This window comes from Pseudoduganella sp. UC29_106, from assembly GCF_044055365.1.
Lineage (GTDB): Bacteria > Pseudomonadota > Gammaproteobacteria > Burkholderiales > Burkholderiaceae_D > Rugamonas.
Genome location: NZ_CP171977.1, coordinates 4,934,538 through 4,958,230, shown reverse-complemented (window position 1 = coordinate 4,958,230; position 23,693 = coordinate 4,934,538). Strand labels below are relative to the sequence as shown.

At 60.5% G+C, this 23,693-nt stretch carries 25 protein-coding genes and 3 pseudogenes; 25 read left to right on the top strand and 3 right to left on the bottom strand.

The genetic code is table 11. The annotated features are described in order from the left end of the window. Window positions 1-128: 128 nt before the first annotated feature. Entirely contained in the window at window positions 129-1,166 is a 1,038-nt protein-coding gene (locus ACHMW6_RS24835; protein ID WP_395400813.1) for a helix-turn-helix domain-containing protein, read from the bottom strand. 204 nt (window positions 1,167-1,370) lie between these two features. Between ACHMW6_RS24835 and ACHMW6_RS24830 the strand changes: the two genes are divergently transcribed. From ACHMW6_RS24830 to ACHMW6_RS24800, 7 genes are all read left to right on the top strand, one after another. After that, window positions 1,371-2,321 carry a fatty acid desaturase gene (locus ACHMW6_RS24830; protein ID WP_395400811.1) on the top strand — a complete coding sequence of 317 codons (951 nt, stop codon included), beginning with the start codon at window positions 1,371-1,373 and terminating at the stop codon, window positions 2,319-2,321. Window positions 2,322-2,441: 120 nt separating this feature from the next. Continuing rightward, a complete protein-coding gene (locus ACHMW6_RS24825) occupies window positions 2,442-3,305 on the top strand; it encodes an alpha/beta fold hydrolase (RefSeq protein WP_395400809.1) in 864 nt (287 codons plus the stop codon). Window positions 3,306-3,370: 65 nt separating this feature from the next. After that, window positions 3,371-3,535 (top strand): rubredoxin, encoded by a 165-nt coding sequence (locus ACHMW6_RS24820; protein ID WP_182154996.1) that lies wholly within the window; start codon window positions 3,371-3,373, stop codon window positions 3,533-3,535. Between the two features lie 94 nt (window positions 3,536-3,629). After that, window positions 3,630-4,796, top strand: a complete 1,167-nt coding sequence (locus ACHMW6_RS24815; protein ID WP_395400807.1) for an NAD(P)/FAD-dependent oxidoreductase — start codon at window positions 3,630-3,632, stop codon at window positions 4,794-4,796. Between the two features lie 109 nt (window positions 4,797-4,905). Then, on the top strand, window positions 4,906-5,595 hold the full coding sequence (locus ACHMW6_RS24810; RefSeq protein ID WP_395400805.1) for an NAD(P)-binding protein: 690 nt from the start codon (window positions 4,906-4,908) through the stop codon (window positions 5,593-5,595). Window position 5,596: 1 nt separating this feature from the next. Next, window positions 5,597-6,310 carry a hypothetical protein gene (locus ACHMW6_RS24805; protein WP_395400803.1) on the top strand — a complete coding sequence of 238 codons (714 nt, stop codon included), beginning with the start codon at window positions 5,597-5,599 and terminating at the stop codon, window positions 6,308-6,310. Continuing rightward, window positions 6,232-6,579 (top strand): GMC family oxidoreductase, encoded by a 348-nt coding sequence (locus tag ACHMW6_RS24800; RefSeq protein WP_395400801.1) that lies wholly within the window; start codon window positions 6,232-6,234, stop codon window positions 6,577-6,579. Before ACHMW6_RS24805 ends, ACHMW6_RS24800 begins: the two co-directional genes overlap by 79 nt. A 247-nt stretch (window positions 6,580-6,826) precedes the next feature. Here the strand turns inward: ACHMW6_RS24800 and ACHMW6_RS24795 are convergent, their stop codons facing one another. Further along, entirely contained in the window at window positions 6,827-7,444 is a 618-nt protein-coding gene (locus ACHMW6_RS24795; protein ID WP_395408705.1) for a TetR/AcrR family transcriptional regulator, read from the bottom strand. A 67-nt stretch (window positions 7,445-7,511) separates the two neighbouring features. Next, window positions 7,512-8,234, bottom strand: a complete 723-nt coding sequence (locus ACHMW6_RS24790; RefSeq protein ID WP_395400799.1) for a TetR/AcrR family transcriptional regulator — start codon at window positions 8,232-8,234, stop codon at window positions 7,512-7,514. 617 nt (window positions 8,235-8,851) lie between these two features. On the opposite strand from ACHMW6_RS24790, the gene ACHMW6_RS24785 reads away from it, so the two are divergent. The 18 genes and pseudogenes from ACHMW6_RS24785 to ACHMW6_RS24700 all read left to right on the top strand — a co-directional run bounded on the left by ACHMW6_RS24785 (window position 8,852) and on the right by ACHMW6_RS24700 (window position 23,658). Then, window positions 8,852-9,649, top strand: coding sequence for an enoyl-CoA hydratase/isomerase family protein (locus ACHMW6_RS24785; RefSeq protein WP_395400797.1), 798 nt, complete (start codon window positions 8,852-8,854; stop codon window positions 9,647-9,649). Between the two features lie 2 nt (window positions 9,650-9,651). Continuing rightward, the gene (locus tag ACHMW6_RS24780) at window positions 9,652-10,944 is read left to right on the top strand and encodes a CaiB/BaiF CoA transferase family protein (RefSeq protein ID WP_395400795.1); all 1,293 of its coding nucleotides are present in this window, start codon (window positions 9,652-9,654) and stop codon (window positions 10,942-10,944) included. A gap of 18 nt (window positions 10,945-10,962) precedes the next feature. After that, window positions 10,963-12,279 (top strand): fumarylacetoacetase, encoded by a 1,317-nt coding sequence (gene fahA, locus ACHMW6_RS24775; RefSeq protein WP_395400793.1) that lies wholly within the window; start codon window positions 10,963-10,965, stop codon window positions 12,277-12,279. Next, window positions 12,276-12,785: a (2Fe-2S)-binding protein gene (locus ACHMW6_RS24770; protein ID WP_395400791.1), complete on the top strand. Its 510-nt coding sequence runs from the start codon at window positions 12,276-12,278 to the stop codon at window positions 12,783-12,785. The genes fahA and ACHMW6_RS24770 overlap by 4 nt, the downstream gene beginning before the upstream one ends. Further along, window positions 12,782-13,189, top strand: a complete 408-nt coding sequence (locus ACHMW6_RS24765) for a hypothetical protein (protein ID WP_395400789.1) — start codon at window positions 12,782-12,784, stop codon at window positions 13,187-13,189. Before ACHMW6_RS24770 ends, ACHMW6_RS24765 begins: the two co-directional genes overlap by 4 nt. Beyond that, window positions 13,104-13,933 (top strand): annotated as a pseudogene (locus ACHMW6_RS24760) (xanthine dehydrogenase family protein molybdopterin-binding subunit); the annotation flags it as partial. The gene ACHMW6_RS24765 and the pseudogene ACHMW6_RS24760, both read left to right, overlap by 86 nt. A gap of 280 nt (window positions 13,934-14,213) precedes the next feature. Continuing rightward, window positions 14,214-15,176, top strand: a complete 963-nt coding sequence (locus tag ACHMW6_RS24755) for a xanthine dehydrogenase family protein molybdopterin-binding subunit (protein ID WP_395400787.1) — start codon at window positions 14,214-14,216, stop codon at window positions 15,174-15,176. After that, window positions 15,173-16,030: an FAD binding domain-containing protein gene (locus ACHMW6_RS24750; protein WP_395400785.1), complete on the top strand. Its 858-nt coding sequence runs from the start codon at window positions 15,173-15,175 to the stop codon at window positions 16,028-16,030. Before ACHMW6_RS24755 ends, ACHMW6_RS24750 begins: the two co-directional genes overlap by 4 nt. 46 nt (window positions 16,031-16,076) lie before the next feature. Next, window positions 16,077-16,577: a hypothetical protein gene (locus ACHMW6_RS24745; protein ID WP_395400783.1), complete on the top strand. Its 501-nt coding sequence runs from the start codon at window positions 16,077-16,079 to the stop codon at window positions 16,575-16,577. Continuing rightward, complete coding sequence (locus ACHMW6_RS24740; protein ID WP_395400781.1) at window positions 16,567-16,716, top strand: hypothetical protein; 150 nt, start codon at window positions 16,567-16,569, stop codon at window positions 16,714-16,716. The genes ACHMW6_RS24745 and ACHMW6_RS24740 overlap by 11 nt, the downstream gene beginning before the upstream one ends. A gap of 45 nt (window positions 16,717-16,761) precedes the next feature. Next, window positions 16,762-17,364: a CoxG family protein gene (locus tag ACHMW6_RS24735; RefSeq protein WP_395400779.1), complete on the top strand. Its 603-nt coding sequence runs from the start codon at window positions 16,762-16,764 to the stop codon at window positions 17,362-17,364. A gap of 122 nt (window positions 17,365-17,486) precedes the next feature. Continuing rightward, the gene (locus ACHMW6_RS24730) at window positions 17,487-17,978 is read left to right on the top strand and encodes a CoxG family protein (protein ID WP_395400777.1); all 492 of its coding nucleotides are present in this window, start codon (window positions 17,487-17,489) and stop codon (window positions 17,976-17,978) included. A 6-nt stretch (window positions 17,979-17,984) separates the two neighbouring features. Continuing rightward, a complete protein-coding gene (locus tag ACHMW6_RS24725) occupies window positions 17,985-19,019 on the top strand; it encodes an XdhC family protein (protein ID WP_395400775.1) in 1,035 nt (344 codons plus the stop codon). A 369-nt stretch (window positions 19,020-19,388) separates the two neighbouring features. Continuing rightward, window positions 19,389-20,843: pseudogene (locus tag ACHMW6_RS24720) on the top strand (DUF1302 domain-containing protein); the annotation flags it as partial. After that, entirely contained in the window at window positions 20,824-21,255 is a 432-nt protein-coding gene (locus tag ACHMW6_RS24715) for a DUF1302 family protein (RefSeq protein ID WP_395408702.1), read from the top strand. The pseudogene ACHMW6_RS24720 and the gene ACHMW6_RS24715, both read left to right, overlap by 20 nt. A gap of 236 nt (window positions 21,256-21,491) precedes the next feature. Next, window positions 21,492-22,178, top strand: coding sequence for a DUF1329 domain-containing protein (locus ACHMW6_RS24710; RefSeq protein ID WP_395400773.1), 687 nt, complete (start codon window positions 21,492-21,494; stop codon window positions 22,176-22,178). Further along, window positions 22,076-22,626 (top strand): annotated as a pseudogene (locus ACHMW6_RS24705) (DUF1329 domain-containing protein). Before ACHMW6_RS24710 ends, ACHMW6_RS24705 begins: the two are co-directional and overlap by 103 nt. Before the next feature lie 108 nt (window positions 22,627-22,734). Next, the gene (locus ACHMW6_RS24700) at window positions 22,735-23,658 is read left to right on the top strand and encodes a WD40/YVTN/BNR-like repeat-containing protein (protein WP_395400771.1); all 924 of its coding nucleotides are present in this window, start codon (window positions 22,735-22,737) and stop codon (window positions 23,656-23,658) included. Window positions 23,659-23,693: the final 35 nt, after the last annotated feature.

The following is a 23,693-nucleotide window of genomic DNA, read 5'->3' as shown; positions in this document are numbered from 1 at the left end:
GCGCGTGGTCGACAGCTCTGTCTTCGCACGGGGCAGGTCCAATTCGCCGATGTCACCCAGGTCGAAGCGACGCTGGTTGCCAACGCATTGAAGGGGACGAGGACGGGCCTCCAGGGATTCAAATCTGATCAGTCTAGATCCAGGACCCTGCGGAAATTGGATCTGTATTCACTGGGGGCACAGCCCTGCATGCGTCGGAAACTTCTCGTGAAATTCGCTTGGTCGCTGAAGCCGGTTTTCTCGGCGATCTCGTGAAGCGGCAAACCCGACCTGCGCAGGAACCAGCAAGCCAATTCACCACGGGCTTCATCGAGCAAGAGCTGATAACTCAGTTCCTCTGATTCCAGCTTTCGAATCAAGGTTCTTTTTGACATGGCCAGCTTGTCAGCGACTTCTTGCAGCGATGGCCATGCGGGTGTTCGTTGATGGAGCAAATGGCGAACCTTGGCTCCCGTGCTGCCCTTCAGTTTGGACAATTCTTCTTCGCCCGCCATCTTGAGCCGCATGCATAAATCCGGGTCCGCGGTTTGAGATGGTTGTATCGCCACCTCCATTGGAATCTGGAGGCTGAGGGACTGCTTGTTGAAGTCGAAAACTCTGGCAGGTATGGCGGTGCGCTCCAGCAGGGATGGCGTCTCCCAAGGGAACGTGAGTCGCATTGCATTGAACGCCGTATCTTCCGAAATGGCTTTGAATACATTGAAAATCGCTAGCACGGTTGAATACATCAGAAACCGCTCATAACGGGCAAGGTTCAAACGTGGCCGGACCTCCAGGACCGCCATGTCAGCCTGTTGCAGACATCGGTAATTGAATAGGTGATTGCGAATGGGCCCATAGCGCACCATCGTCACCATGGCGTCCCACAGGGTATCGCTGGACAGCGCGACAAGCCCCATCGCTCCGTGTGCGGCGCCAGGAACCGCCAAACCTACTTCGATGCCTGCCTCTGGCGTATCAAGCGCATGAAACACCTCAATTGAAGGAAGAAAGTCCAAGAGGGGCAGCAATCGCGGCTGGCCGGTAAAGGGGCGCGGCAGGGGAAGGCGATGCGCGGCAAGGAGCTTGCTAAAGATCTGGTAGTACGCGGAGTGGATGCTGGGTTCAAACCATGACGAGGGCAACTCGCTGCTCCTTGTGCCCGTTGCGCTATTGAATCTGGTCATGGAAGGCTTTGCTATTAGGTACATGGATTCGAGAGGAGTGGTGTCATCTTAAGACAAATATTTGGCACTATCAAGCATTGTTGATGCCGCCTCTGGATTCGATAATCTGTCACGGACCGCAGACCGAATCCGTGACTAGCAAGAGACCATCTGGAGACACAATGAACCATCAACAAAAATTCAAATCCTTGGAGGAGCGCAGCCATGTCCTCTAACGCTTCGTCCAAAAATCCTGTCAGGGTCCCGCCTGAAAAGAAGGCCGAGCTGTACCGCTTGACGAACCCGCCGAAAGTGGCGTGGCCTACTGTAATGGTGTTGGCTTACATCGTGGTTGGCGTGATATCCGTCGACGTGGCAGCCGTGCGGGGCATTATCCCACTCTGGGCGGGAATGCTCTTGAATGTGGCGACAATGTTTCCCATGTTCCATGTGATGCATGACTCGATGCATCGTGCTGCGTCATCCAATGTGAAGTTGAATGATTGGATCGGACGCATCGACCTACTCGTGGTGGGACCACATACCACGTTAGAGTTGTGTCGTTATTCGCACATGATGCATCACCGTTTCACCAACGATGCTCGGGACCCAGACAACTATATCCACGGCAGTTGGTGGACGCTGCCGCTGCGTTGGATGACTTTTGACTTTAGCTACGCGTGGTACAACCTGACCAATGATGACCCGCGCAGCCGAAAAGTCATGCTTCAAGCTCTACCCAATATGATCGCCACCGCTTTGGTCGCAGGCTGGCTGATCGACCAAGGATATGGTTGGCATGTGCTGATGCTGTGGTTCATACCTACACGCATCGTGTCTGGGCTGATTGCATTTGTATTCCTGTGGTTGCCTCACCTGGATGGAGATGAAAACGGCAAAGTCGGGCATATCACTAGCGCCGCATCGACTGCGGACAACCTGACCGCAGGAACGACCATGCGCCTCGGCAGCGAGGGGGTTCTGAACTTCCTGATGCAGTGGCACAACTATCATCTGATTCACCATCTCTGGCCCACCACTCCGTCTTACAACCACGCCAAGGTCTGGAAACTCATGGAGCCGGAACTGCGCGCGCGTGACCTGCGCATTCAGTACAACTTCGATCTGATTCCCACATTGCACCGCGGCGGCACGACTGCTGTGGGCGCCCGCTGAGCAAGCGGTAATAAACGGAAGTACCGGGCAGCTCGCCGCGATTGTGGCTCACCTTCGCAAGCAAGTTTGCGGCTTAGTCTGCTCACCCCGTAGGAACACAACTAATTACAGAGAACCACAATGATCAATCCAAAGCAAAACGGCAAGAATCATTCCGCCGAACCTACGTTTCTGAAGGTTTCCGACTCGGTCTCCCTCCGCTATGAGCAGTCGGGGGATGGCCCGCCGCTGATTCTTCTCCACACGATCCGCACACAGATTGAGTATTTCCGCGACCTGGTGCCGCTTCTCGCAAAGAAGTTCACGGTTTACGCTGTGGATCTACCCGGGCATGGTCTGTCTTCCATCGACACCTCGGAGCCGTACGATGAGCCGTACATGCGAAAAAATATCATCACCTTTATCAAGGCCCTGGATCTGCGTGCAGTGACCATGGTGGGTGAATCGATCGGAGCCGTGATCTCGCTGACGACAGCTTCCGATATTCCTGACCGCATCAAAGCGGTCTACGCGCTCAATACTTACGACTACGAGACGCGATACGGTGATGGTATCCGCCGCGGCAACTGGTTTGCAAACATGATTATCGGCAGTTTGCAAGTCCCTGTCTTCGGACCGATTGCCGCTGCGATCGCCACTCCCTGGATTGTCCGCAAGATCATGGGGGGCGGTTATGCGGATCCACGTAAATTGCCTGCTGACCTGCTTGCTTTATTCTTCAAGACCGGCAGCCGCCCCAACTTCCACTACGTTGAGCGAAGGGTGCTGGCAGTATGGCGTTCTTGGAGCAAGGCGCGTGAGAGGTATTTCGGTGTGGAAGCGCCTGTGACGCTCATCTATGGCGAGAAGGACTGGTCACGCGTGCCGGAGCGGAATCGCACAAAGGACGCGCTGAAAAACGCCCGCATGTTCACGCTCCGGAACACAGGTCATTTCTCGGCGGTCGAGAATCCGAAAAAAGTCGCGAGAATTATCCTGTCGTGATTTAGAGCGGCTTCCCCTGATCGCTGACTGAATCCTTCACGAACAAGAGACCATCTGGAGACACCATGAGAAAGTTCCGCTGTACCTACTGTGCCCATGTATATGACGAAGCCAAGGGGGATCCGGACTCCGGCATTGCTCCGGGCACACGCTTCGAAGATATTCCCGACGAGTGGCAATGCCTTGAATGCGGCGCACTCAAGTCCGACTATCGTCTTATTGAAGACTAAAACATGGCCATGCTCCGTCCCTCTGCCACAGAGGGGGGGCGCGCGTCAACGAGTACCTGGCATATCAGGTTCTGTAGCACTTGGGAGTTGGACTATGGTTTCACCTATTGTCATTATCGGCACCGGACTGGCCGGATACAGCCTCGCCAAAGAGTTGCGCAAGCTCGACGCCACTATTCCTATCGTGATGATCAGCAGGGACGCCGGGGATTTTTATTCAAAGCCCATGCTGTCCAACGCGCTCTGCGCAAAGAAATCCGCTGCATCGCTCGTCCTGAAATCATCGGTGGCGATGGAGGAAGAACTGAGTGTGCGGATTCTCTCGCATACCCAGGTAGTGAAAATTGACTTGCAAGCACATTGCGTCCACCTTGAAGGCGGAGGCAATCAGTTCTACAGCACGCTGGTGCTGGCGATGGGGGCAGATCCCATTCGCCCGGTACTGGAGGGAAATGGCGTGGACAGTGTCCTGTCCGTGAATGACCTGGGCGACTTTTCTCTGTTTGAGAAATCACTGGCGGAGCTTGAGGCCCGCAACACCTCACGGAATGTACTGATTTTGGGCGCTGGCTTGATCGGATGCGAATTCGCCAACGATTTGTTGGCCCGCGGATTCAATCCGACCGTCGTGGATGTGGCGAATCGGGTGCTGGAGCGTCTGTTGCCACCACAAGCCAGCCGGCGCTTGCAAACCAGGCTGGAAAACGCCGGCGCTGCATTCCGGTTCAAGGCTGCAGTCGTATCGGTGAACCGCTCAGCTGCGGGATTAGCGGTAGAGTTTTCGGATGGCACGGCGATGCGGTGTGATCTCATTATGTCCGCCATCGGGCTGAAGCCGCGGATTGGGCTTGCGGCGCAGGCAGGTCTCGAGGTTCAGTGCGGAATTGTCACGGACGGAAAACTGATGACCAGCGACCCGCGGGTATTCGCCATAGGCGACTGCGCCGAAGTGGGCTGCTCTGTGCTGCCTTTCGTTATGCCGATCATGTTCCAATGCCGGGCGTTGGCGGCGACGCTGACTGGCACGCCCACCGTGGTTAAGTATCCCGCCATGCCTGTTACGGTGAAGACGCCAGCGTGTCCGACGGTCGTATGTCCGCCGCCTTCCCGTGCTGAGGGGGCATGGGAAGTCCTTGAAGCGGACGATGGTCTGGAAGCACTGTTTTCGGACAGTACTTCACCGGACCGCGCGCTGGGTTTTGCTTTACAGGAAAAGTCGGTTTTGAAGCGTCAGCAGATGGCCGCTCGCGTCGCCACTTGAGTGGCGGACGGGTTCGAGCCATGGCGATGGCAACTTAGACAAATAGTTGGCAACTGCAATGAGCGGCGTCCGGCGCCGCCAGAATTAATTACAAAAAATGGAGACATCAATGAAATCCGCCAATTTTGATTTCGACTGGCTTGTCATAGGCTCCGGCTTTGGTGGCAGCGTCTCGGCGCTGCGTCTTGCGGACAAGGGCTATCGCGTTGGCGTGCTCGAGCGCGGCCGGCGTTATCGCGACGAAGACTTCCCCAAGTCAGCCTGGCAGTTAGGCAAGTTCGTGTGGGCACCGGCGCTGGGCCTGAAGGGCATCTTTCGCATGGCGCTGTTTCGACACGCCTTAGCCGTCAGCGGAGCCGGCGTCGGTGGCGGCAGCATCGTGTACTCCAACACTCTGTACCGCGCCAAGCCTGAATTCTTCGAGAATGCGCAGTGGCGCACGCTCGGCAGATGGGGCGAGCTGCTGCAGCCGCACTACGACACGGCCGAGCGCATGCTCGGCGTGACGCCCGTGCCCTTCGATTCGGTCAGCCAGCAACTGATCCGCGAGATGGCCAAACACTTCGGAACCGAGGACACGTTCACCCGCACACCCTGCGCGGTGTACTTCGGCGAGCCGGGTATGACCGTCAGCGATCCCTACTTCGGTGGCGAAGGCCCGGACCGCACCGGATGCACGCGCTGCGGCGCCTGCATGGTGGGCTGCCGTGTCGGCGCCAAGAATACGCTGGTGAAGAACTACCTATGGTTCGCCGAGAAGCGCGGCGTGCAAAATCCTGGCGGAACGCGAGGTCGTTGACGTGACCCCGCTCGGCGCTGCCGACGGCAGCGAAGGCTATCGTGTGACCACGCAGCGCCCTGGCGCCTGGTTTGCGCGCGATCGCCAGACCCATACCGCGCGCGGCGTGGTGTTCGCCGGCGGGGCGCTCGGCACCAACGAATTGCTGGCCAACTGCAAACACGGCGGCTCGTTGCCCCGGATCAGCGACCGTCTCGGCGAGCTGGTGCGGACCAACAGCGAGTCGATCCTGACCGTGCTCCTGCCAGAGGACCGCAACACCTGGAACGATGTGGCCATCAGCTGCAGCGTGCACGTCAATCATGACACGCACATCGAGTTCATCAACTATGGCCGTAACGCCGACTTCGTTGGCATGCTTTATACGGTGCTGGTCGGCAAGGGCAACAGCATCACGCGGCCGCTGAAGTGGCTGGGCAGCATCGCAGCGCACCCGGTGCAGTGGCTGAAGACGCTGTGGCCGGTGGGCTGGAGCCGGCGCATGGTCATGCTGCTGGTGATGCAGGCGCTCGACAACGCCATCGCGCTGCGTGCCAGGAAGCGCTGGTTTGGCGGCGGCTACCGCCTTGCCTCCACCCAGAATCGCGACAAGCCGAACCCGACGTACATCGAAGCCGGCAACCGGGCGGCCAGTGGTTGGCCCGGCACACCGGCGGCATCGCTCAAAGCAATACGCTTGAGGCACTGGGCAACATTCCGACGACAGCCCACCTGATCGGCGGTGCCGTCATTGGTGAAGATCCAGCGAGCGGCGTGGTTGACCGCCAACTGCGCGTGTTCGGTTACCGCAACTTGCTGGTGTGTGATGGGTCCGCGATGCCGGCAAATCCCGGGGTGAATCCGTCGCTGACGATCACGGCGCTTGCCGAACACGCGATGGCGCAGATTCCGGCGGCGTGGGGCGCCTCGACGAGCATGGGTGCCGAGAGTGCGCACCCTGCGGGTTTGCCTGTTGTGAATGCGACCGACGCTGCATGCCAATGAAATGCCGATTAGACAACTCGATTCCGGACAGGGCTAAACCAGGCATGCCTGTTTGTGGGCGTAACTCTCCAACAATCTGGAGGAGCGCCGGTCTATAGTCGTTCCATCGAATTTCCCCCATTTGAACCACGGCTTCGTTCACCTTCACCTGCTGCCGGCGGCGCGAGCTAGGCTTTGACCTCAGACATGAATCGCCTGCCAGGCCAGCGGACCAAGTTACGCGGGTTGGGAATCCGGGGATAGCGCATCACGGCGACAAGCTGCGGAGCACGAGGCTGGAGAGATGGGTCGGTGCATCCTCGGCGTAATCGTAGGTGAACTGCAATAGCGCCGGATTGAAGTAGGGGTGCATGACCAGGAAAACTGCCGTCGCCATTTCGTCGAGTGGCGTCTTGCGCTCGAACTCCTCCGTTTCGCGCCCTTGGCGCAGGGTGTTTAGCAACATCGCCTGGATGCGCCCGTCGAAGGCGCACACTGCGTCCCAGCGCTCGGTGGCAGCCGAGACCGCAATGTCATGGAGCTTACGATTTTCAAAGAACAGGCGAAGGCTCGACTCGACGATCGCCTTGAACATCCGCCGCAGCTTTTCGGGCGGACGGTCGACTGCATCCATGGCCGTTCTGACATCCGTTTCGATTTCGTGCAGGCATTTTGCGCAAATCAGTTCGCCGATGGCCTGCTTGGAATCGAAGAACTTGTAAATATAGGCCTTGGAAAAGCCGATGGCCTTGGCAAGGTCGGAAACGGTCGTCTTCTCGTAGCCGTACAAGCGGAAATGCTCGGTCGCTGCCGCAACGATTCGATCCCGCACCTCATGGTCGATCGGGCCACGGGCCGGGCTTGGGGATATGGCTGCTCTATTCATGTTCAACAGCTCACCTCTTATCCTCAGTTCGCCCGACGAGTAACCAGTTCATTATATGGCCGGGTCATTACCGCTTCTTCCTGCCGCCACGGGCAGAATCGAACGCAGCGCTACCGGGAGCGACTTGGCTTTCTATATGGGCAAAATTTTCGGGGCCAGCTGCGATGCCGTTCAACAACATCGAAAGCGAAAATAGGACCATGTGCTCGGCTTTCATCTTGCGACCGGGGCCAGGAACTTGATTTGAAAGGATCAGCATCGCCACCCCATGTTCAACTGACCAAGCGGCGTGTACCAACAGTTCAAAATCCTTTTCTGCCCATCCTTTGGTACTGGCGTACTCGCAGACGGCAGATGCAAACAGGTTAAACGAAGATGTTGCCAATGCATTTAGTTCCCTGGGGGGCTTCTTCTTGTCCCACGTTCGAGGGCCGACCATCAAGTAGAAGAGCCCTTTTTCACGCTCAGCAAAGCTGACATAACACTCCATAATCCGATAGAGCCTTCGGAGCGGATCGGTTGTTGACGCAACGATACCGCGGCGCAGCGCGGCAAGTTCGTGGAAGCCGTCTGCAGCGATTGCGGCCAGCAATCCATCTTTGCCCTCGAAGTGGTGGGATGGCGCTGCAATGGAGACGCCTACCGAGCGGGCTACGTGCCTGAGGCTCAATTCGTGGGCGCCGATCTCATTCAGCAGACGGCGTCCTTCAACGATCAGGGCGTTACGGAGGTCGCCATGGTGATACGAGGTGAAGGCTGCCCTAGATGCGCGCGACGTTTTTTTTCGCAACGCCGGAAGTATTTTCGGCCACTGCGTCAGACTCTTTGGATGGAGTCGAAAGGGATATTTTTTGCATGATGAGATTGTATACGCGTGTGTTCCATTCCTGGCGCAAGCGGTGGTCCTTCGTTCGTACGTGGTCTTGATGGGCTACGAGGACTCACAAGCTTCCGCAGTAAAGTGATTGTAGCAATATTAGCGCTGCTAAGATGAATAAATTTATCACTTAGAATGAATCTGATCGGGACCATCAGTGGGTGGCGGAACGAGCTGCTGGCAGCGGCAATTCAGGGTAGGTTAGCCCTTGAAATGACCACTTGACATTCGTATTCCAATCACATATCTTTCCTCTGCCGGCTCATTTTTTTAGTTTATCTTATCATTGATAAGATGATGTGTGAATCAAAGGGGGGCATTCCTCAATCGGATGCATGGAAATGCGGCCCTGTCCACCGTGTGGTATCGATTGCCCGGCTTGGCCGAATCAATGTTGCTTTGCTTGGGAGTGAGCTAATGCCGGATTTCCCGGGAAAGCAAGCCCAGTGGCGTCGTGCTAGATAAAAAAATTCAACTTCCGCACAGAACTTATCATTGATAGGATTGGGTGCGATAATAGGAGATAAGTAATGACTGATGATGTTATCCTCAAAGAGCGGCATGGGAGTGTGATCGTGCTATCGATGAATTCCAATCCGCACAACATCATGGGGCCAAGGCTGCTCACCCCGTTGGTCGCGGCGATGCGGGAGGCGGTCGAGCAGGGCGGTCGTGCGATTGTGCTCCGAAGCAACCTGAGGAACTTTTGCGCCGGTGCCGACGTCACGCTGTTCGATGCGCTGATCGAAGAAGCCACTACTGGGAAAGCCTCTGCCCCCACGATGGAGTTGGGCGTGCTAGATATCTTGCAAGCTTTCGAGGCGCTGCCGATCCCGATTGTGGCAAGCGTTCGTGGCGCCTGCCTTGGCGGCGGACTCGAATTGGCGCTGGCTTCCGACTACGTCGTGGCCGCCGCGTCGGCGAAGTTGGGCTCGGTCGAAAGCGCGCTGGGGTTGCACCCGCTCATGGGCGGCATTCAGCGGCAGGTGCAGCGCATCGGCTTGGCGCGCGCCAAGGAAATGTCGATGCTTGGCCGCCGCTATGACGCCGAAACCCTGGAGCGCTGGGGTCTGATCAATCTGGTCGTGCCCGACGACCGCCTCGATACGGTCGCCCTGAGCGTGGCCACGGAACTCGCGAACGGACCGACTGTGGCTGATGCTGCGACCAAGAAGGTCGCGGCCATTGCCGCGAACGAAGGCGTCGAGGCAGCCGATCTGGCCATGGCCGAGTTGCAGAAGCCCATCTGGGCATCCAAAGACGTGAAGGCCGGTCTCGCCTCCTTCCTGGCGCAAGGCCCCGGCTTGACCAAGTTCGAGGGGTGCTAATCATGTCCGGACCACTGCAAGGCCTGAAGGTCGTCGACTTGTCCCGCGTGCTTGCGGGGCCCCTGTGCGCCCGCACCTTGGGCGATCTGGGGGCAGAGGTGATCAAGGTCGAGCCGCCGCGGCCCGACGTCTCGCGCTTTTCCTTCCCGTTTGATGATGGCATGTCCGGCTACTACGCGCAGCAGAACGTGGGCAAGCGCAATGTCAGCATCGATCTGAACGTACCGGGTGCGCGTGAGCTGATCCTCAAACTGTGCGAAGACGCGGACATCTTCGTCGAGAATTTTCGCGCCGGTACGCTCAAGTTCTTTGGGCTCGACTATGAGGCGCTGTCACGCCACAATCCGCGCCTGATCTACGTGTCGATCTCGGGTTACGGCCAGGGCGGCCCATGGGCCTCGCGCATGGCTTACGCACCGACGGTGCAGGCCGAGACAGGCTTTACGCACAATACCCTCCGTCACTACGGCGACAATTTGACCCGGTGGCGGCCGGACCCGCTATCGCACGCGGACGTCTACGCCGGACTGCAAGCGACGATTGGCGTACTGGCGGCGGTACAGCGGCGCGCAACCACGGGCCGCGGCCAATACATCGACGTGGCCATGGCGGCGGTCATGCTGGCGATCAACGAGCGCGCGCACGTTGACCTGGCCGGTGTCGATACCGGCGCCGAACCGGCGGTTCTGGGCGCAACTGATGGCGCATTCTGGGTCGGCCCGGGCGGCGAGCGCTTCCTGACGCCAGCGAGCCTGGTCAGCAGCCTGACCTTTCCCCAGTACCTGATGGCTATGCGCCGGGTTGAGCTTGCCAGCGACCCGCGTTTCGCCACCGCGGCGTTGCGCTCTCAAAACTATGACGCCCTGCACGAGATCATCCAAACCTGGATGCTGACGTTCCGCGACATGAAGGCGCTCGACGCGCAGTTGGACGAGTCCAAGATCGCGATGGGTGAAATCCGCACCACGAAGGAGCTTGCGGAAACTGAATGGGCCGCATACTGGGGCGCTGTGCACGACGTTTCGAACCGGCACGGTGGCACGTATCGGCTGCATGGCCGTCCATGGCGGTTCTCGGAGGACACGCTGGATCCGCCTGGCTTGCCCGCTTTCCGCGGCGAACACAATGCTGAAGTGTTTGCCGGCCTCGGCATGAGCGCGCAGGAAATCCATGCACTGAAGACCGCCGGCATGCTGGTCGAGCATCAGCGTTCGAGTCCGGTCGTTCCGGCTCCTCAAACGACGCAATCAGCGGACCGGGCCAGCACGGCGGCCGCGGGCGTTATGGCCGCATAGCGGCCGCCAGGAAGCGCCATGAGCACGAAAATCGACCACACACATGACCCGCGCGCGCAAAGTTGGGTGAGCAGTGCCAATGAGCCAGGCGCCGAGTTTCCTATCCAGAATCTTCCGCTTGGGGTCTTTTCTTCAGGAGGGGCATCGGCTGGCAGGATCGGTGCCGCGATCGGAGATCAGATCCTGGATTTGGCAGCGGCTTTGGACGGCGGCCTGTTGCCAGGGCTTGAAAGCCATACCGCCGCACTACATAGCGACAGCCTCAACTTGCTGATGTCGCATGGAGCGAGCGCAAGGCTGGCGTTGCGGCGGGCCGTATTCGAACTCCTGCACGCAAGCAATGCGAACATCGCCGCGGCAGCTCGCCGCCTGGTTCCGATGAGCAGCGCGCGCATGCATCTGCCTGCGCGTATCGGGGGCTTTACGGACTTCTTTACATCGATCCATCATGCCCGCCGCACCGGGGAGCTGTCGCGGCCCGACATGCCGGTGGCACCCAATTTCAGGCACATGCCGATTGGCTACCACGGCCGCGCCTCCAGCGTGGTCGTGAGTGGAACGCCATGCGTCCGGCCACGCGGACAAATCGGCGCCTCAGTGGCTGCGGGTCAGGGGTACGTACCGTCCCAATGGCTCGACTTCGAACTCGAGGTGGGATGCTTTGTCGGGGGGGGCAATCCATTGGGCACGATGATCTCGATCGACGATGCCGAGAGCCACATGTTCGGGTTATGCCTGGTCAATGACTGGTCGGCGCGCGATATCCAGATTTGGGAAAGTTATCCATTAGGGCCCTTCCTCGCCAAGAGCTTCATGACCAGCGTGTCGCCATGGGTCATCACGCTGGACGCGCTGGCGCCATTTCGCGTGGCCGCGCCGACGCGGGGAGCAGACGAGCCTGCGCTGCCGGCGGGGCTGACGTCGCCCGCGCATGCGGCCCAGGGAGGCATCTCGATCGCGCTGCAAGTGCTGTTGCAGACGCAGGACATGCGGGAGAAAGGCATGGACCCGGTGGTGCTGTCGCAGCCGCGCTTTGAAGATCAATACTGGACGCTCACGCAGATGGTGACGCATCAGACCAGCAACGGATGTAACTTGCAGACTGGAGACTTGTTGTCCAGCGGGACTGTCTCTGGCCCCGAGCGTGAGAACAGCGGCTGCCTGGTCGAGTTCAATGCCGGGGGCAAGGAGCCTATGCGCTTGCCTTCGGGAGAAACGCGCCTGTTCCTGGAAGACGGCGACATCATATGGCTGCGCGGTGTGTGCCATCGGGATGGCTTCCGGCCGATCGGATTCGGCGAGTGCAAGGCGCAAATTTTGAAGGAGATGAAATGACGCTGCAAAAAGTGACGATTGCAGTCAACGGTGCCCCGGTGACTGCCGAGATCGAGCCGCGCGAGCTGCTGGTGCATTTTCTGCGGGACCACGTGGGGACGGGGACGCATATTGGCTGCGACACCTCGCAATGCGGGGCCTGTCTGGTGCGGATTGATGGCGAGACGGCCAAGTCCTGCACGGTCCTGGCGGTTCAGGCGCAAGGCCACGACGTCATCACGATCGAGGGGCTGGGCACGCCGAAAGAGTTGACGCCGCTGCAGCAAGCTTTCATGGAAGCGCATGGGCTTCAATGCGGCTTCTGCACGCCGGGCATGATCTTCGCGGGGCAGGCATTGCTGGACCGGGTCCCGAACCCGACCGAAGAGCAGGTACGTGAAGCCCTGCACGGCAATCTGTGCCGCTGCACCGGGTATCAGAACATCGTTAACGCGGTCCTGCTGGCGGCAAGCCGCGGGTATCAGGCAGCCGGCACGTCTGCCGATTCGAAGGAGGGCCTGCAATGAGCAAGCTCAATGATGTGCCGTCCGCCCGCCTGGTCGGACAATCCGTCACCCGGCGCGAAGATCCGCGCCTGCTGACCGGCCGCGGCCGCTTTACCGACGATATCGCGATTGCAGGCCTGACGTGCGCAATGGTGTTGCGCTCGCCCCACGGCCACGCGCTGATCAAGTCGATCGACACGTCGGCGGCATTGGCCATGGAAGGGGTGGTGGGCATCCTGACCTATGACGACTTGCGCGGCAAGGTCGGCGATATCCCGCCCCAACTGGGTGGTGGGCGAGGTTCACATCCCGGCACATCCTCCGCTGGCGGATGGGCGGGTGCGCTATGTTGGCGAATCGGTCGCGCTGTTGGTCGCCAATACGCGGCAGCAGGCTGCCGATGCGCTCGAAGCGATCGTCGTTGATTATGAAGTGTTGCCTGCCGTGGTGGACGAGGAACTGGCCGTGCGGGAAGGTGCGCCGCAATTGCATGACAATGTGCCCGGCAACCTTCTCAGCGTATACCGGACCGGTGGCGGCGACTACGAGGCGGCTGTCAGCCAGGCTGACCACATTGTTCGGGTACGGCTGGTCAACAATCGCCTCATTCCCAGTCCCATCGAACCGCGGGCTGTGCGCGCGGCCTACGATACGTCGGACGACAAGCTGACGTTCTACCTGCCGTCGCAGGTGCCGCACATGTCGAAGCGCTGGCTGGCTGAAACCCTGGGCTGGCCCGAACACAAGATCCATCTGATCGCGCCCGATATGGCGGGGGGTTCGGATGCAAGATGCACTTCTATGCCGAGGAAATTCTGGTCGCATTCGCTGCGAAACACTTCGGGCGGCCGGTCGGCTGGACCGAAACACGCAGCGAGGCGCACATGGCCACCACCCACGGCCGTGCGCATATCGAGAACGTGGAAGCTGCGGTCAGGAAAGACGGCCGTGTGCTTGGCATCAAGTTGCGCTCATACGCCAATCTAGGGGCCTACCTGTCGAACATGGGGACCGGCATCCCGACGATCAACACGGTGTCATTCGCCTGCGGCAACTACGACATTCCCGCGCTGGATGGGGAGATGCGGCTGGTGACGACCAATACCACGCCGGTGGATGCCTATCGCGGCGCCGGCCGGCCGGAGGCCGCGTATATCATCGAACGAACTATGGATGCGGTTGCTGCCGAATTGCGCATGGACCCGGTCGAACTGCGCCGTATCAACTTGATTCGATCGCATCAGTTTCCCTATAAGCCTTACGGACACCCGCTTCTGCTGTGGGATACCGGCAATTACGAGGGTTGTCTCGAAGCCGCGGTGAAGGAGATCGGCTACAACGAATGGCGCCAGCGGCAGGCCGAGTTGCTGGCGCAGGGGCGCTATATCGGCGTTGCCGTCACCTGCTACATGGAACTGGTTGGGATGGGCAGTTCGGCCGTGCTAAAAAATGCTCGGATTCGACCGCGGCGGATGGGAAAGCGCGCTGCTGCGCGTGCATTCCGATGGCAAGGTCACACTGTTCTCGGGGTCCATGCCGCAGGGTCACGGACACGCGACCAGCTACGCGCAGATCATTGGCGATGCGCTTCAACTGCCGCTCGACCATATCGATGTCGTCCAGGGCGATACCGACCGGGTGCCTTTCGGGCACGGCACCTTCAATTCGCGCTCCATGGTAGTGGGCGGCACCGCGGCCCACATGGCGGCGGGGAAAATTCTGGCCAAGGCGCAGCGCATTGCCGCTTGCATGCTCAAGGCGCAGCCCGATGAAGTCAACTATGCGCAGGGAACGTTCAGTGTCGCCGGCCAGCCGGAGCGCAACGTTGGCTTCGGCCAGGTCGCGCGCATGGCGTATGTGAGCTACGGACTGCCGGTGGGCATGGCGCCGGGCCTGGAAGAAACCGTATTTTACCAACCTGAAGACATGGTGGCGCCATTCGGCAGCCACGCCGTTGTGGTGGAGGTCGACATCGAAACGGGTGAGGTGAAGATTCTCGACTATGTCGCGGTGGACGACGTCGGCAACATGATCAATCCGATGCTGTGCCATGGCCAGATGCACGGCGGCATCGCCCAAGGCATCGGCCAAGCCTTGTACGAGGGTGTCGACTACGACGAGACCGGCCAGCTCCTGACCGGTTCATTGCTTGATTACGCTTTGCCGAAAAGCGAACAGATCCCGTCGATGCGCACCAGCTTCCAGGTGACGCCGACCCCGGTGAACCCCCTGGGCGTCAAGGGGATCGGTGAAGCCGGCTGTGTCGGCGCGCCGACGGCCATCGTCAGCGCGGTGTGCGATGCGCTCGAGAGCTTCGGTATCACCCACCTCGACATGCCGTTGACGCCGCCCAAGGTGTGGCGCGCCATTCGCGCAGCGCAAGCCACTGAACAAAAGGAGCTGAACCCATGATCCCCAGTGCTTTTGAATACGTACGACCCGGCAGCGTGGCCGAAGCGCTTGGCCAGCTCGCCCAGGGGGGCGAGGGCGCCAAGCTGATGAGTGGCGGCCATTCCCTGCTGCCCATGATGAAGCTGCGCCTGGCCGCGCCGTCGACCTTGATTGACGTCAGCGCGCTTGCCGAACTTCAAGGCATCAGCGTCGGTACGGACGAAGTCGTCATCGGCGCCGCCACCACTCACGCTCAGCTGGAACACCACGCCGAGGTGGCCAGGGCGCTGCCGCTGATTCCCGCCACGGCGCACTTGATTGCGGACCCGCCGGTGCGCAATCGCGGCACCATCGGCGGCTCGCTGGCGCACGCCGACCCGTCGGCGGATCGGCCGGCCGCCATGCTGGCCCTCGATGCCATGATTGATGTGATCGGGCCGCAAGGTTCGCGTTCGATTCCGGTCGATGCCTTCTTCAAGGGCCTGTTCGAAACCGATCTCGCGCTCGATGAGGTCCTCATGCGCGTGCGCATTCCAGTGGCACCAGGCCGGCGCATGGCGTACCGCAAGTTCCGCCATCCGGCTTCGGGCTACGCCGTCGCCGGCGTGGCCGTGGTGCTGGACTTCGAGTCGGGCCGATGCGGCGGTGGGCGGATCGCAGTGACCGGCTTTGCCGAAAATGCATTCCGCGCGCATCGGGCCGAAGCCGCGTTGGCGGGATATGCCGGCCAGCCGGACCAGACGGAGCGCTTGCTCGACCTGGTGTTCGATGGGGTTTCTCCACTGGAGGACCGCTTCGCCGACGCGGACTACCGCACCCAGCTCGGCCGAACCATGTTGCGCCGTGCGCTGGCAGATGCGATTGCCAATGAATAACCCAAAACACGAGGAGACGGCAATGACTACAACCGGAGGGATGACCATGAGCAAACCGCTGGCGGCAACCTTGAATACGCAGAGCCGCCTGAAGCGAGTGCCGTTGGAATCGGCAAAGGGCGCGCTGCTGGTGCTGGCAAGCGGAGCGCTTTTGGCGGGCCCAAGTCGTGCCGCGGAGGCAGGCATGGATGACCGCGCGAGCATGCGGCCTTTGACGGTGGAACATATCCGTATCACTTCGAAACGGTCGTTTGACGAAGTGAGAACCGCGCTTGAATCCCGGATTCATCCGTTCCAGATTGAGCGGGTGATGCCCTTCGTGATGAAGGGAGACATGGCCGGCGCGCGCGCCGAGCTGGAGCACTTGGCAGCGCCCACGGGCCTGTCGATCCTGTATTCGCTGGACCATGGCCTCGCGCTTTCCCTGGAGGGCGCCCCCCGGAAAGCCGTGGGTTACGGGATTGGCAATGTCCTGATCGCGGCCTCCATGAAACAAACACAATCTGGCCGCGGGTCTCTACGCACCCATCCGTGTGGTGCTGTATGAGGGAGCCGACGGTACCGCGTTGTTCGAGTACGACAAACCCTCCTCGATGTTCGGGCTGTTCGGCGATGCCACGATCGACAACGTCGCCGCGAAACTCGACGTCACGCTGAAGAATCTGTTGATGGAAGTCAGCAAATAGATTCCGTTTGATCAATCACTTTTTGGGGCCCTTGGGCTTGGATGTATGGAACTTATTGGAGAAAAGCTGATACCGGCACCGATTTCGGCAACCTGGGAGGCGCTGAACGATGCCGAGGTGCTCAAGTCCTGCATTGCGGGATGCGAGTCGCTGGACCATGTGCAGGCGGACATGCTGGCCGCTCAGGTAGCGCTGAAAATAGGACCTGTCAAGGCGCGCTTCAAGGGCACGTTGACATTGAGCGACATGAACCCGCCACACAGCTACGTGGTGTCCTTCGAAGGACAGGGCGGGATCGCCGGTTTTGGCAAGGGATCGGCGGACGTCTCGCTCACGGAACAGGGAGATCAGACGCTGCTGCGCTATTCGGCCCGTGCCCAGGTGGGTGGCCGCCTGGCCCAGGTTGGATCGCGGCTGATCGATGCTGCCGCTGCGAAGATCACTGAGGATTTTCTTTGCCGCCTTCGAAGTCCAGTTGCTGCCGGCCAGCGTCGAAGCGGTGGCGAATCAGCCCGCCGTCCTCGGCAAAGCCGGAGCGCCTGCCACATCGCGCCTGGCCAGTGCCGCCGCGCCGAAGGTCAGCACTCATTCCTTGCCGGCGGCCGTGATGCGGTTGCAGCGCGTATCGGCTGCAGCGGCGGGGGATGAGGCTAACGTTTTCGTCAGGACCGGCGCGCTGGCCACGGCGCGTCCGGCCGTTGCCGCCACGCCGATCCAGCTTGTTGGCGAAAGAGTGTTTCCGGCACCGATATTTGCCGACTTTCAATGCAATGAACAATGCCGATGTGCTCAAGTCCTGCATTTTCGGATGCGAGTCGCTGGAACATCTGCGGGCGGACACGCTGGTGGCTGTGCTGGCTCTGGGCATCGGGCCGGTCGGTGCGCGCTTCAAGAGCACATTCCAGGTGAGCGACATGCAGATTCCAACCAGTTATGTGCTGTCGTTCGAGGGGGAGGGGGGCACCAAGGGTTCGGCCAACATCTCGTTGATCGAAGAGGGCAGACAGACGCGCGTGCGCTACGCGCTCCAGGCCCAGGTCCGGGGCCCCTTGGCCAAGGTGGGGGCGCGCATGATCGAAGCTGTGTCGGCGCAGGTCGCCAAGTCTTTCTTTTCGGCGTTCGAGGCCCACTTGTTGCAGGCAACGGCCAACATGGCGGCGGACCGGTCCGCGGTTCCGGCCAAGACCGGGTCGTCGGCAAAAAGGTGGTTTTGGGGTCTGTTGGCGGCTGGCGTGGCGGCGGCTTATACCATGTGGAGGTAATCGGTCATGGACGCGGTTGATCTGGATGTTTTGCGTACTTGTTCGGCCTGGCAGAAGAACGACCGCGCCGTACTGCTGGTTACCGTCGTGCGCACCTGGGGCTCATCGCCCCGTCCCGTCGGCGCGATGATGGCGTTGCGCGACGATGGCCAGGTGGCCGGATCTGTATCGGGCGGCTGCATCGAGGACGATCTGATCGCCACGGTGCAGCAAGGCGGCATTGCAGCCCTCGCGCCGGACGGCCTGCCCCGTTCTGTTACCTATGGTGTGAAGGCGGAGGAAGCGCACAAGTTCGGGCTGCCGTGTGGCGGCACCCTGCAACTCGTGCTTGAACCACTGGGCGACCACAGCGCCATTTGCGAGCTCGTAAGCCGCATCTCGGCGCGTCAGCTGACGCGGCGCCGGCTTGACATGGCGACCGGGATCGTGGACCTGGGCGATGCTGGCCAGGCCGATGCCTTGAGCTTCGATGGCCGCTATCTGGAGCTCGTGCTTGGCGCCGGCTTCAGGCTGCTGGTCATCGGCGCGGGACAGCTCTCGCGCTATCTGTGCGAAACGGCGCGTGGCCTGGGCTTCGACGTCACGGTGTGCGATCCGCGCAGCGACTACTTGGACGTATTCGAAGTCGAGGGTATCACGCTGCTGCGCTGCATGCCCGATGACGCCGTGCAGGACATGAAACTCGATGAGCGCTGCGCCGTGATTGCGCTGACGCACGATCCGAAGCTGGACGACCTGGCTTTGCTCGATGCCCTGAAAACACCCGCTTTCTATGTCGGTGCGCTGGGCTCGCGCGTCAACAATGCGAAGCGGCGGGAACGCCTCAAGGAACACTTCGGGTTGGCTGAAGACCAATTGGCACGCCTGCGCGGGCCGGCCGGCATTTACATCGGCAGTCGCACGCCGCCGGAGATTGCGTTGTCGATCCTGGCCGAAATCGTCGCGGTCAAGAATGGAGCGGAAATACCGAGACTGTTCGCGGTCGCCGGCGCCAAAGAGGCCCAGTCCTTGCCGTCTTCGCTGCAAGCCTGCACCGTCTAGCGATGGTGGCGTCTCACCAATAATTACTGAACTAAATCCACGGATGCAAACGGCGGAACAGCCATACATCAAACAATATAGGAGACACACTATGGACACACTTCAACACCTATCCTCCAATCGGCACAGGCGACCATCCCGCTGGTCGCGGGTCCATTTGATGCGATAGCCGACAGCGGCGAAACAAGGGGTAACAGCGGCACAGCTTGAATGCGACTTCGCTGCCGCCTTGTCACTTCTCAACAGCTTATTTGATCTTTGTGCGCCCGACGCGCCCTGCGCGCCGGTAGGGGAGCTTGTTGCCTTTTCCCATGGCATTCAAGGAAGAAGAATTTTTTTTTCGCAGTCCAAAAAGGAGGGGAGACGAATATGAGGAAAATTCACGAAAGACGGATCGACGAAGCGCGAAACCGTTTCAAACCCAGCGCTGTGGCGCAAGCGTGCGCCGCGGCGATGGCCTTGCTAGGCACCGGTTACACGGCATCGGCCAGTGCCGGCGACTTCAGCCTGGCGAACGGCATCGAGGGGCAATGGTCGCTCGGCGCCTCGATCGGCAGCAGCTGGCGTGCACGCGATGCCGACCCGGCGCTGATTGGCGTCGGCAACGGCGGACGCAGCGTCGGCCTGAATGACGATGGCAACCTGAATTATGGCAAGGGTTCAGCGTTTTCGACGATTGCCAAGGTCAACGGCGAGGTCAAGCTCAAGAAAGACAACATCGGCGCGGTCATCGGGGCCAAGGGCTGGTATGACTACGCTGGCAAAGACAAGAATGTCGTGCACGGCAGTTTCGCCAATGGCTATGTGCCAGGCGCAACGCTGGACGATGCCGGATTCGCCCCGTTGTCGAAGTTTTCCGGCGTCGCGCTCGATAATGCCTATGTGTTTGGCACCTTCGATGTGGCCGCGGGCACGCCGTTGAACGTCAAGCTCGGCAACCATGTCGTGAACTGGGGGGAAAGCCTGTTCATCCCTGGCATTAACCAGTTCGGCGCCTTCGACGTCACGGCAGCCAATCGCCCGGGTGCGCAGGTGAAGGATATCCTGCTGCCCATACCGCAGGTGTCGGCCACCCTGAGCCTGCAAAACGGTGTGAATGTGGAAGCGTTCTATCAGTTCAAGTGGAAGAAGCACAACCTGGATGGGTGCGGCACCTACTGGTCGTTGAGCGACCTCCTGAACTGCCCCGGCGGAGCGCTCATCGGTGGCGATCCGCAGCCGGATCAGGCGCAGTACAACGGTGTGCCGGTCGCGCCCGGGCTGCCTCCCTTTAACTTCCGCATGGGGCGCGCCGGCGATGTCGAGCCCAAGAATAGCGGCCAATTCGGTCTGGCGGCGCGTTACCAGGTCGCGGCGATTGACACCGAGATCGGCGCCTATTTCGCCAACTTCCATGCGCGCAGTCCGGTCTTCAGCATGGTGAGATCACCATCGCCGGGTGCTTCGGTCTGGTCCGGCGCGCTGGCGCCGTTCGGTGGTGTCGGCCCGGCCCAATTCTTCTGGGATTATTCCGCGCAGAATAGCAAGGTCTTCGGCCTGAGCGCCTCGACCGTCGTGGGCGGCTGGTCGCTGTTGGGCGAGGGGAGCTATACCAGGGATTTGCCAGTGCAGATCAACTCCACCGACCTGGTCGCCGGCTTTGTCAAGGGCGCCGGCCCGCAGGCAAGTCTGGCCGCTCTGCCAGCCGGGAGCGCGGCGCGTGGCTACGATCTGAAGAACAAGACACAGCTGCAGATATCGACTGTCAAGATCTTCCCTCGAATCGCGGCAGCCGAATCGTTGACACTGGTCGGCGAAGTCGCCTATCAGCGCTGGTCGGGCATCGGCGACCCCGACACGTCCACTCGCTACGGACGCGCCTCGGTCTTCGGCCTGGCGCAAACGGCAACGATCCCGTGGCGCATTCACCGGCAATCCCAACCCGGACCATTGCGAGAACAAGGGATTCGCGACCAGCAACGCCTGGGGATACCGTGTGCAGGCCGAGTCGAGCTATCCGAATGTCTTCGCCGGTGTCAACCTGAAGCCGCGGCTGTTCTGGTCACATGATGTGAAAGGCTATTCCGCCGACGGCACCTTCGTCGAAGACAAGCAAATTCTCAGCCTGGCCTTGCGCGCGGAATACAACACGCAGTATTACGTCGACTTCAGCTATACAGGCCACAAGCGCAGCGCCAAATACGACATTTTCCACGACCGCGATCGCTACTCTGTGGTTGCCGGCATCAATTTCTAAGCACCAAGGAGATACTGGAATGAAACCAAATCACTATTTTCACTGACCTTGATCGCCGCGCTGGTGGCCGGCGCCGGCGGCGCGGGTGCCACGATGACGGCGCAGGAACTCGAACGCCTGGGCAAGGACCTGACCCGCGATGGGCGCCGAAAAGGCGGGCAACAAGGACGGCAGCATTCCCGCCTGGGACGGCGGGTTGCCAACAATTCCTCCCGGTGTCGATCCGAAGGAAGTGTATGCCGATCCGTTCCCCCAAGGAAAAGCCGCTGTATACGATCACGGCGGCCAACCTGCAACAGTATCAGGGCAAGCTGACGACCGGCCAGATCGAGATGTTGAAGCGGTTCCCGGAGTACAAGATGCTGGTCTATCCGAGTCACCGCACCGCAGCGCTGGAGCAGGGCGAATACGACCATATCAAGGCCGAAGCCGGCAAGGCCGCCTTGGCCGAGGGCGGCAACGGGATCCTCAATGTGAAAAATTCCTCGGTGCCGTTCCCGATGCCGAAAAGTGGCGTGGAAGCCATCTGGAATCACATGACGCGCCATCGCGGGGGAAGCTTTATTCGGTACACCTCCCTGCTGCCGGTGCAGGTCAACGGCGCCTTCACGCCGGTGGTGCGTATCGAACACATTGCGATGGCCTCGAAAGTCAAGAACGCGGAACCGAACCGGCTGATGTACTACATGCGAACCGACACCGCGCCGTCAAGCCAGGCGGGCACGGCATTGCTGGACTATGAACCGCTCGACCAGGTCAAAGGAGCAGCGACTCGTCTGGACTTACAACCCGGGGTCGCGTCGTGTCATGCGCGCGCCGGATGTCTCCTCACGATTCACCGGCGATCGGTTCCGACGGGTTGGCGACACAAGACGATTTCGACGGCTTCGACGGCGCGCCGGACCGTTTTGACTGGAAACTGATTGGCAAGAAGGAGATGATTGTTTCCTACAACAACAACCGGCTGATCGCCAAACAGGTCAAGCCGACGGACATCGTCAGGCCCGGGCACATGAACCAGGATCTGGTGCGGTATGAAATGCATCGCGTCTGGGTGGTGGAGGCGACGCTCAAGCCGGGCAAACGCCATGTCTATTCCAAGCGGTGTTTTACATCGATGAAGACAGCTGGGCGCTCGTCCATGCCGACAACTTCGATGGCCGCGGGGAATTGTGGCGCGTCCACGAGATGCACGGCCTGCAGTATAGCGCCGCGCCGGCGTACGGGCCCGCTTGCGATGTCATCTATGACCTGCAGGCACGCCGCTATCTGGTCAGCTCCCTGGTCAACGCGAGCAAGCCGTTCAAGTACCACGTGGAGTTCGATCTGAGCTCGTTCTCGGTCGACGCGATGCGCCGATTCGCGAACTAGTTAGCTTGCCGACGGGGCACCGGCCGGTGACCCGTCGCTCCCTTGCGGGTACCTCGGCATGGCTTGCCGTGCCCGGCCGCTCTGATCAAGAAGCAAAGAAGACACGTCATGATTCATACAACTTTGGCAAAGACTGGCCGCACCAGACGGCGTCTGCTCGCCTGCATCGCACTGGCGGCACCGCTGCTGGCGTACGCCGGCAGAGACCGCTTGGATACCCCCGCTTACCTGGCGCCGAAGGCGTCCGGCGCGATGATGCTGGACGTCGTTCGTACCGGCAACCGGGTCGTCGCTGTCGGTGAGCACGGCATCATTCTCTATTCCGATACGAACGGAAGAACTTGGCATCAAGCCGCGGTCCCGGTGTCCGTGACCCTTACCGCAGTCTATTTCCCGATGCCGAAAAAAGGCTGGGCGGTTGGCCACGACGGCGTGATACTTCGCAGTGAAGACGGCGGCGCGCACTGGACCAAGCAGTTCGACGGCAACACGGCGAATGCTCTCGTGCTGGCCGCCGGGCAAAAGCGGGAGAAGGATGCGCGCGCTGCTTTTGCGGACGGAGTGAGCGGCCAGCCGGCAGCGGCATTGCAGGCTGCCGAACGGGCGCTCGAAGATGCACAGGCCGGCGCGAAGTTCGGACCTTCGCGGCCCTTGTTCGATGTGTGGTTCAAGGATGAATCGGAAGGTATCGCCGTCGGCTCCTTCGGGCAGTTTTTTCATACCGCCGATGGCGGCCGCACCTGGGCGCTGTGGGGCGAACGCATCGCCAATCCCGACGGCCTGCATCTCAACGCGATCTCTGCCACCGCCAAGGGCGTGCTGCTGATTGCGGGCGAAACAGGAAAAGTCTATCGCTCCGCCGACGGCGGCGCGTCGTGGGTAACGCTCGAAACCGGCTACACGGGACAACTCTACGGCGTGCTTGGCATTGAGCAGGAGGGGAGTCGGGAAACGCTGATTGCCTTTGGCTTTGCCGGAAACGTTTTCCGTTCGACTGATAGCGGTTCTCAGCTGGCACCGTGTCTCGGTTGAAGAAACGAAGCCGGTGGTTTCCGGCCACATGTTGC

What these genes read in the sequence shown, in the direction of transcription:
- ACHMW6_RS24785 (WP_395400797.1), top strand. Translation starts at nt 8,852, where the DNA reads ATGACTGATGATGTTATCCTCAAAGAGCGGCATGGGAGTGTGATCGTG.
- ACHMW6_RS24770 (WP_395400791.1), top strand. Translation starts at nt 12,276, where the DNA reads ATGACGCTGCAAAAAGTGACGATTGCAGTCAACGGTGCCCCGGTGACT.
- ACHMW6_RS24725 (WP_395400775.1), top strand. Translation starts at nt 17,985, where the DNA reads ATGGACGCGGTTGATCTGGATGTTTTGCGTACTTGTTCGGCCTGGCAG.
- ACHMW6_RS24835 (WP_395400813.1), bottom strand. Translation starts at nt 1,166, where the DNA reads ATGACCAGATTCAATAGCGCAACGGGCACAAGGAGCAGCGAGTTGCCC.
- ACHMW6_RS24810 (WP_395400805.1), top strand. Translation starts at nt 4,906, where the DNA reads ATGAAATCCGCCAATTTTGATTTCGACTGGCTTGTCATAGGCTCCGGC.
- ACHMW6_RS24765 (WP_395400789.1), top strand. Translation starts at nt 12,782, where the DNA reads ATGAGCAAGCTCAATGATGTGCCGTCCGCCCGCCTGGTCGGACAATCC.
- ACHMW6_RS24780 (WP_395400795.1), top strand. Translation starts at nt 9,652, where the DNA reads ATGTCCGGACCACTGCAAGGCCTGAAGGTCGTCGACTTGTCCCGCGTG.
- ACHMW6_RS24830 (WP_395400811.1), top strand. Translation starts at nt 1,371, where the DNA reads ATGTCCTCTAACGCTTCGTCCAAAAATCCTGTCAGGGTCCCGCCTGAA.
- ACHMW6_RS24795 (WP_395408705.1), bottom strand. Translation starts at nt 7,444, where the DNA reads ATGAATAGAGCAGCCATATCCCCAAGCCCGGCCCGTGGCCCGATCGAC.
- ACHMW6_RS24825 (WP_395400809.1), top strand. Translation starts at nt 2,442, where the DNA reads ATGATCAATCCAAAGCAAAACGGCAAGAATCATTCCGCCGAACCTACG.
- ACHMW6_RS24735 (WP_395400779.1), top strand. Translation starts at nt 16,762, where the DNA reads ATGGAACTTATTGGAGAAAAGCTGATACCGGCACCGATTTCGGCAACC.
- fahA (WP_395400793.1), top strand. Translation starts at nt 10,963, where the DNA reads ATGAGCACGAAAATCGACCACACACATGACCCGCGCGCGCAAAGTTGG.
- ACHMW6_RS24755 (WP_395400787.1), top strand. Translation starts at nt 14,214, where the DNA reads ATGCTCGGATTCGACCGCGGCGGATGGGAAAGCGCGCTGCTGCGCGTG.
- ACHMW6_RS24730 (WP_395400777.1), top strand. Translation starts at nt 17,487, where the DNA reads ATGAACAATGCCGATGTGCTCAAGTCCTGCATTTTCGGATGCGAGTCG.
- ACHMW6_RS24700 (WP_395400771.1), top strand. Translation starts at nt 22,735, where the DNA reads ATGATTCATACAACTTTGGCAAAGACTGGCCGCACCAGACGGCGTCTG.
- ACHMW6_RS24820 (WP_182154996.1), top strand. Translation starts at nt 3,371, where the DNA reads ATGAGAAAGTTCCGCTGTACCTACTGTGCCCATGTATATGACGAAGCC.
- ACHMW6_RS24710 (WP_395400773.1), top strand. Translation starts at nt 21,492, where the DNA reads ATGCCGATCCGTTCCCCCAAGGAAAAGCCGCTGTATACGATCACGGCG.
- ACHMW6_RS24815 (WP_395400807.1), top strand. Translation starts at nt 3,630, where the DNA reads ATGGTTTCACCTATTGTCATTATCGGCACCGGACTGGCCGGATACAGC.
- ACHMW6_RS24745 (WP_395400783.1), top strand. Translation starts at nt 16,077, where the DNA reads ATGAGCAAACCGCTGGCGGCAACCTTGAATACGCAGAGCCGCCTGAAG.
- ACHMW6_RS24750 (WP_395400785.1), top strand. Translation starts at nt 15,173, where the DNA reads ATGATCCCCAGTGCTTTTGAATACGTACGACCCGGCAGCGTGGCCGAA.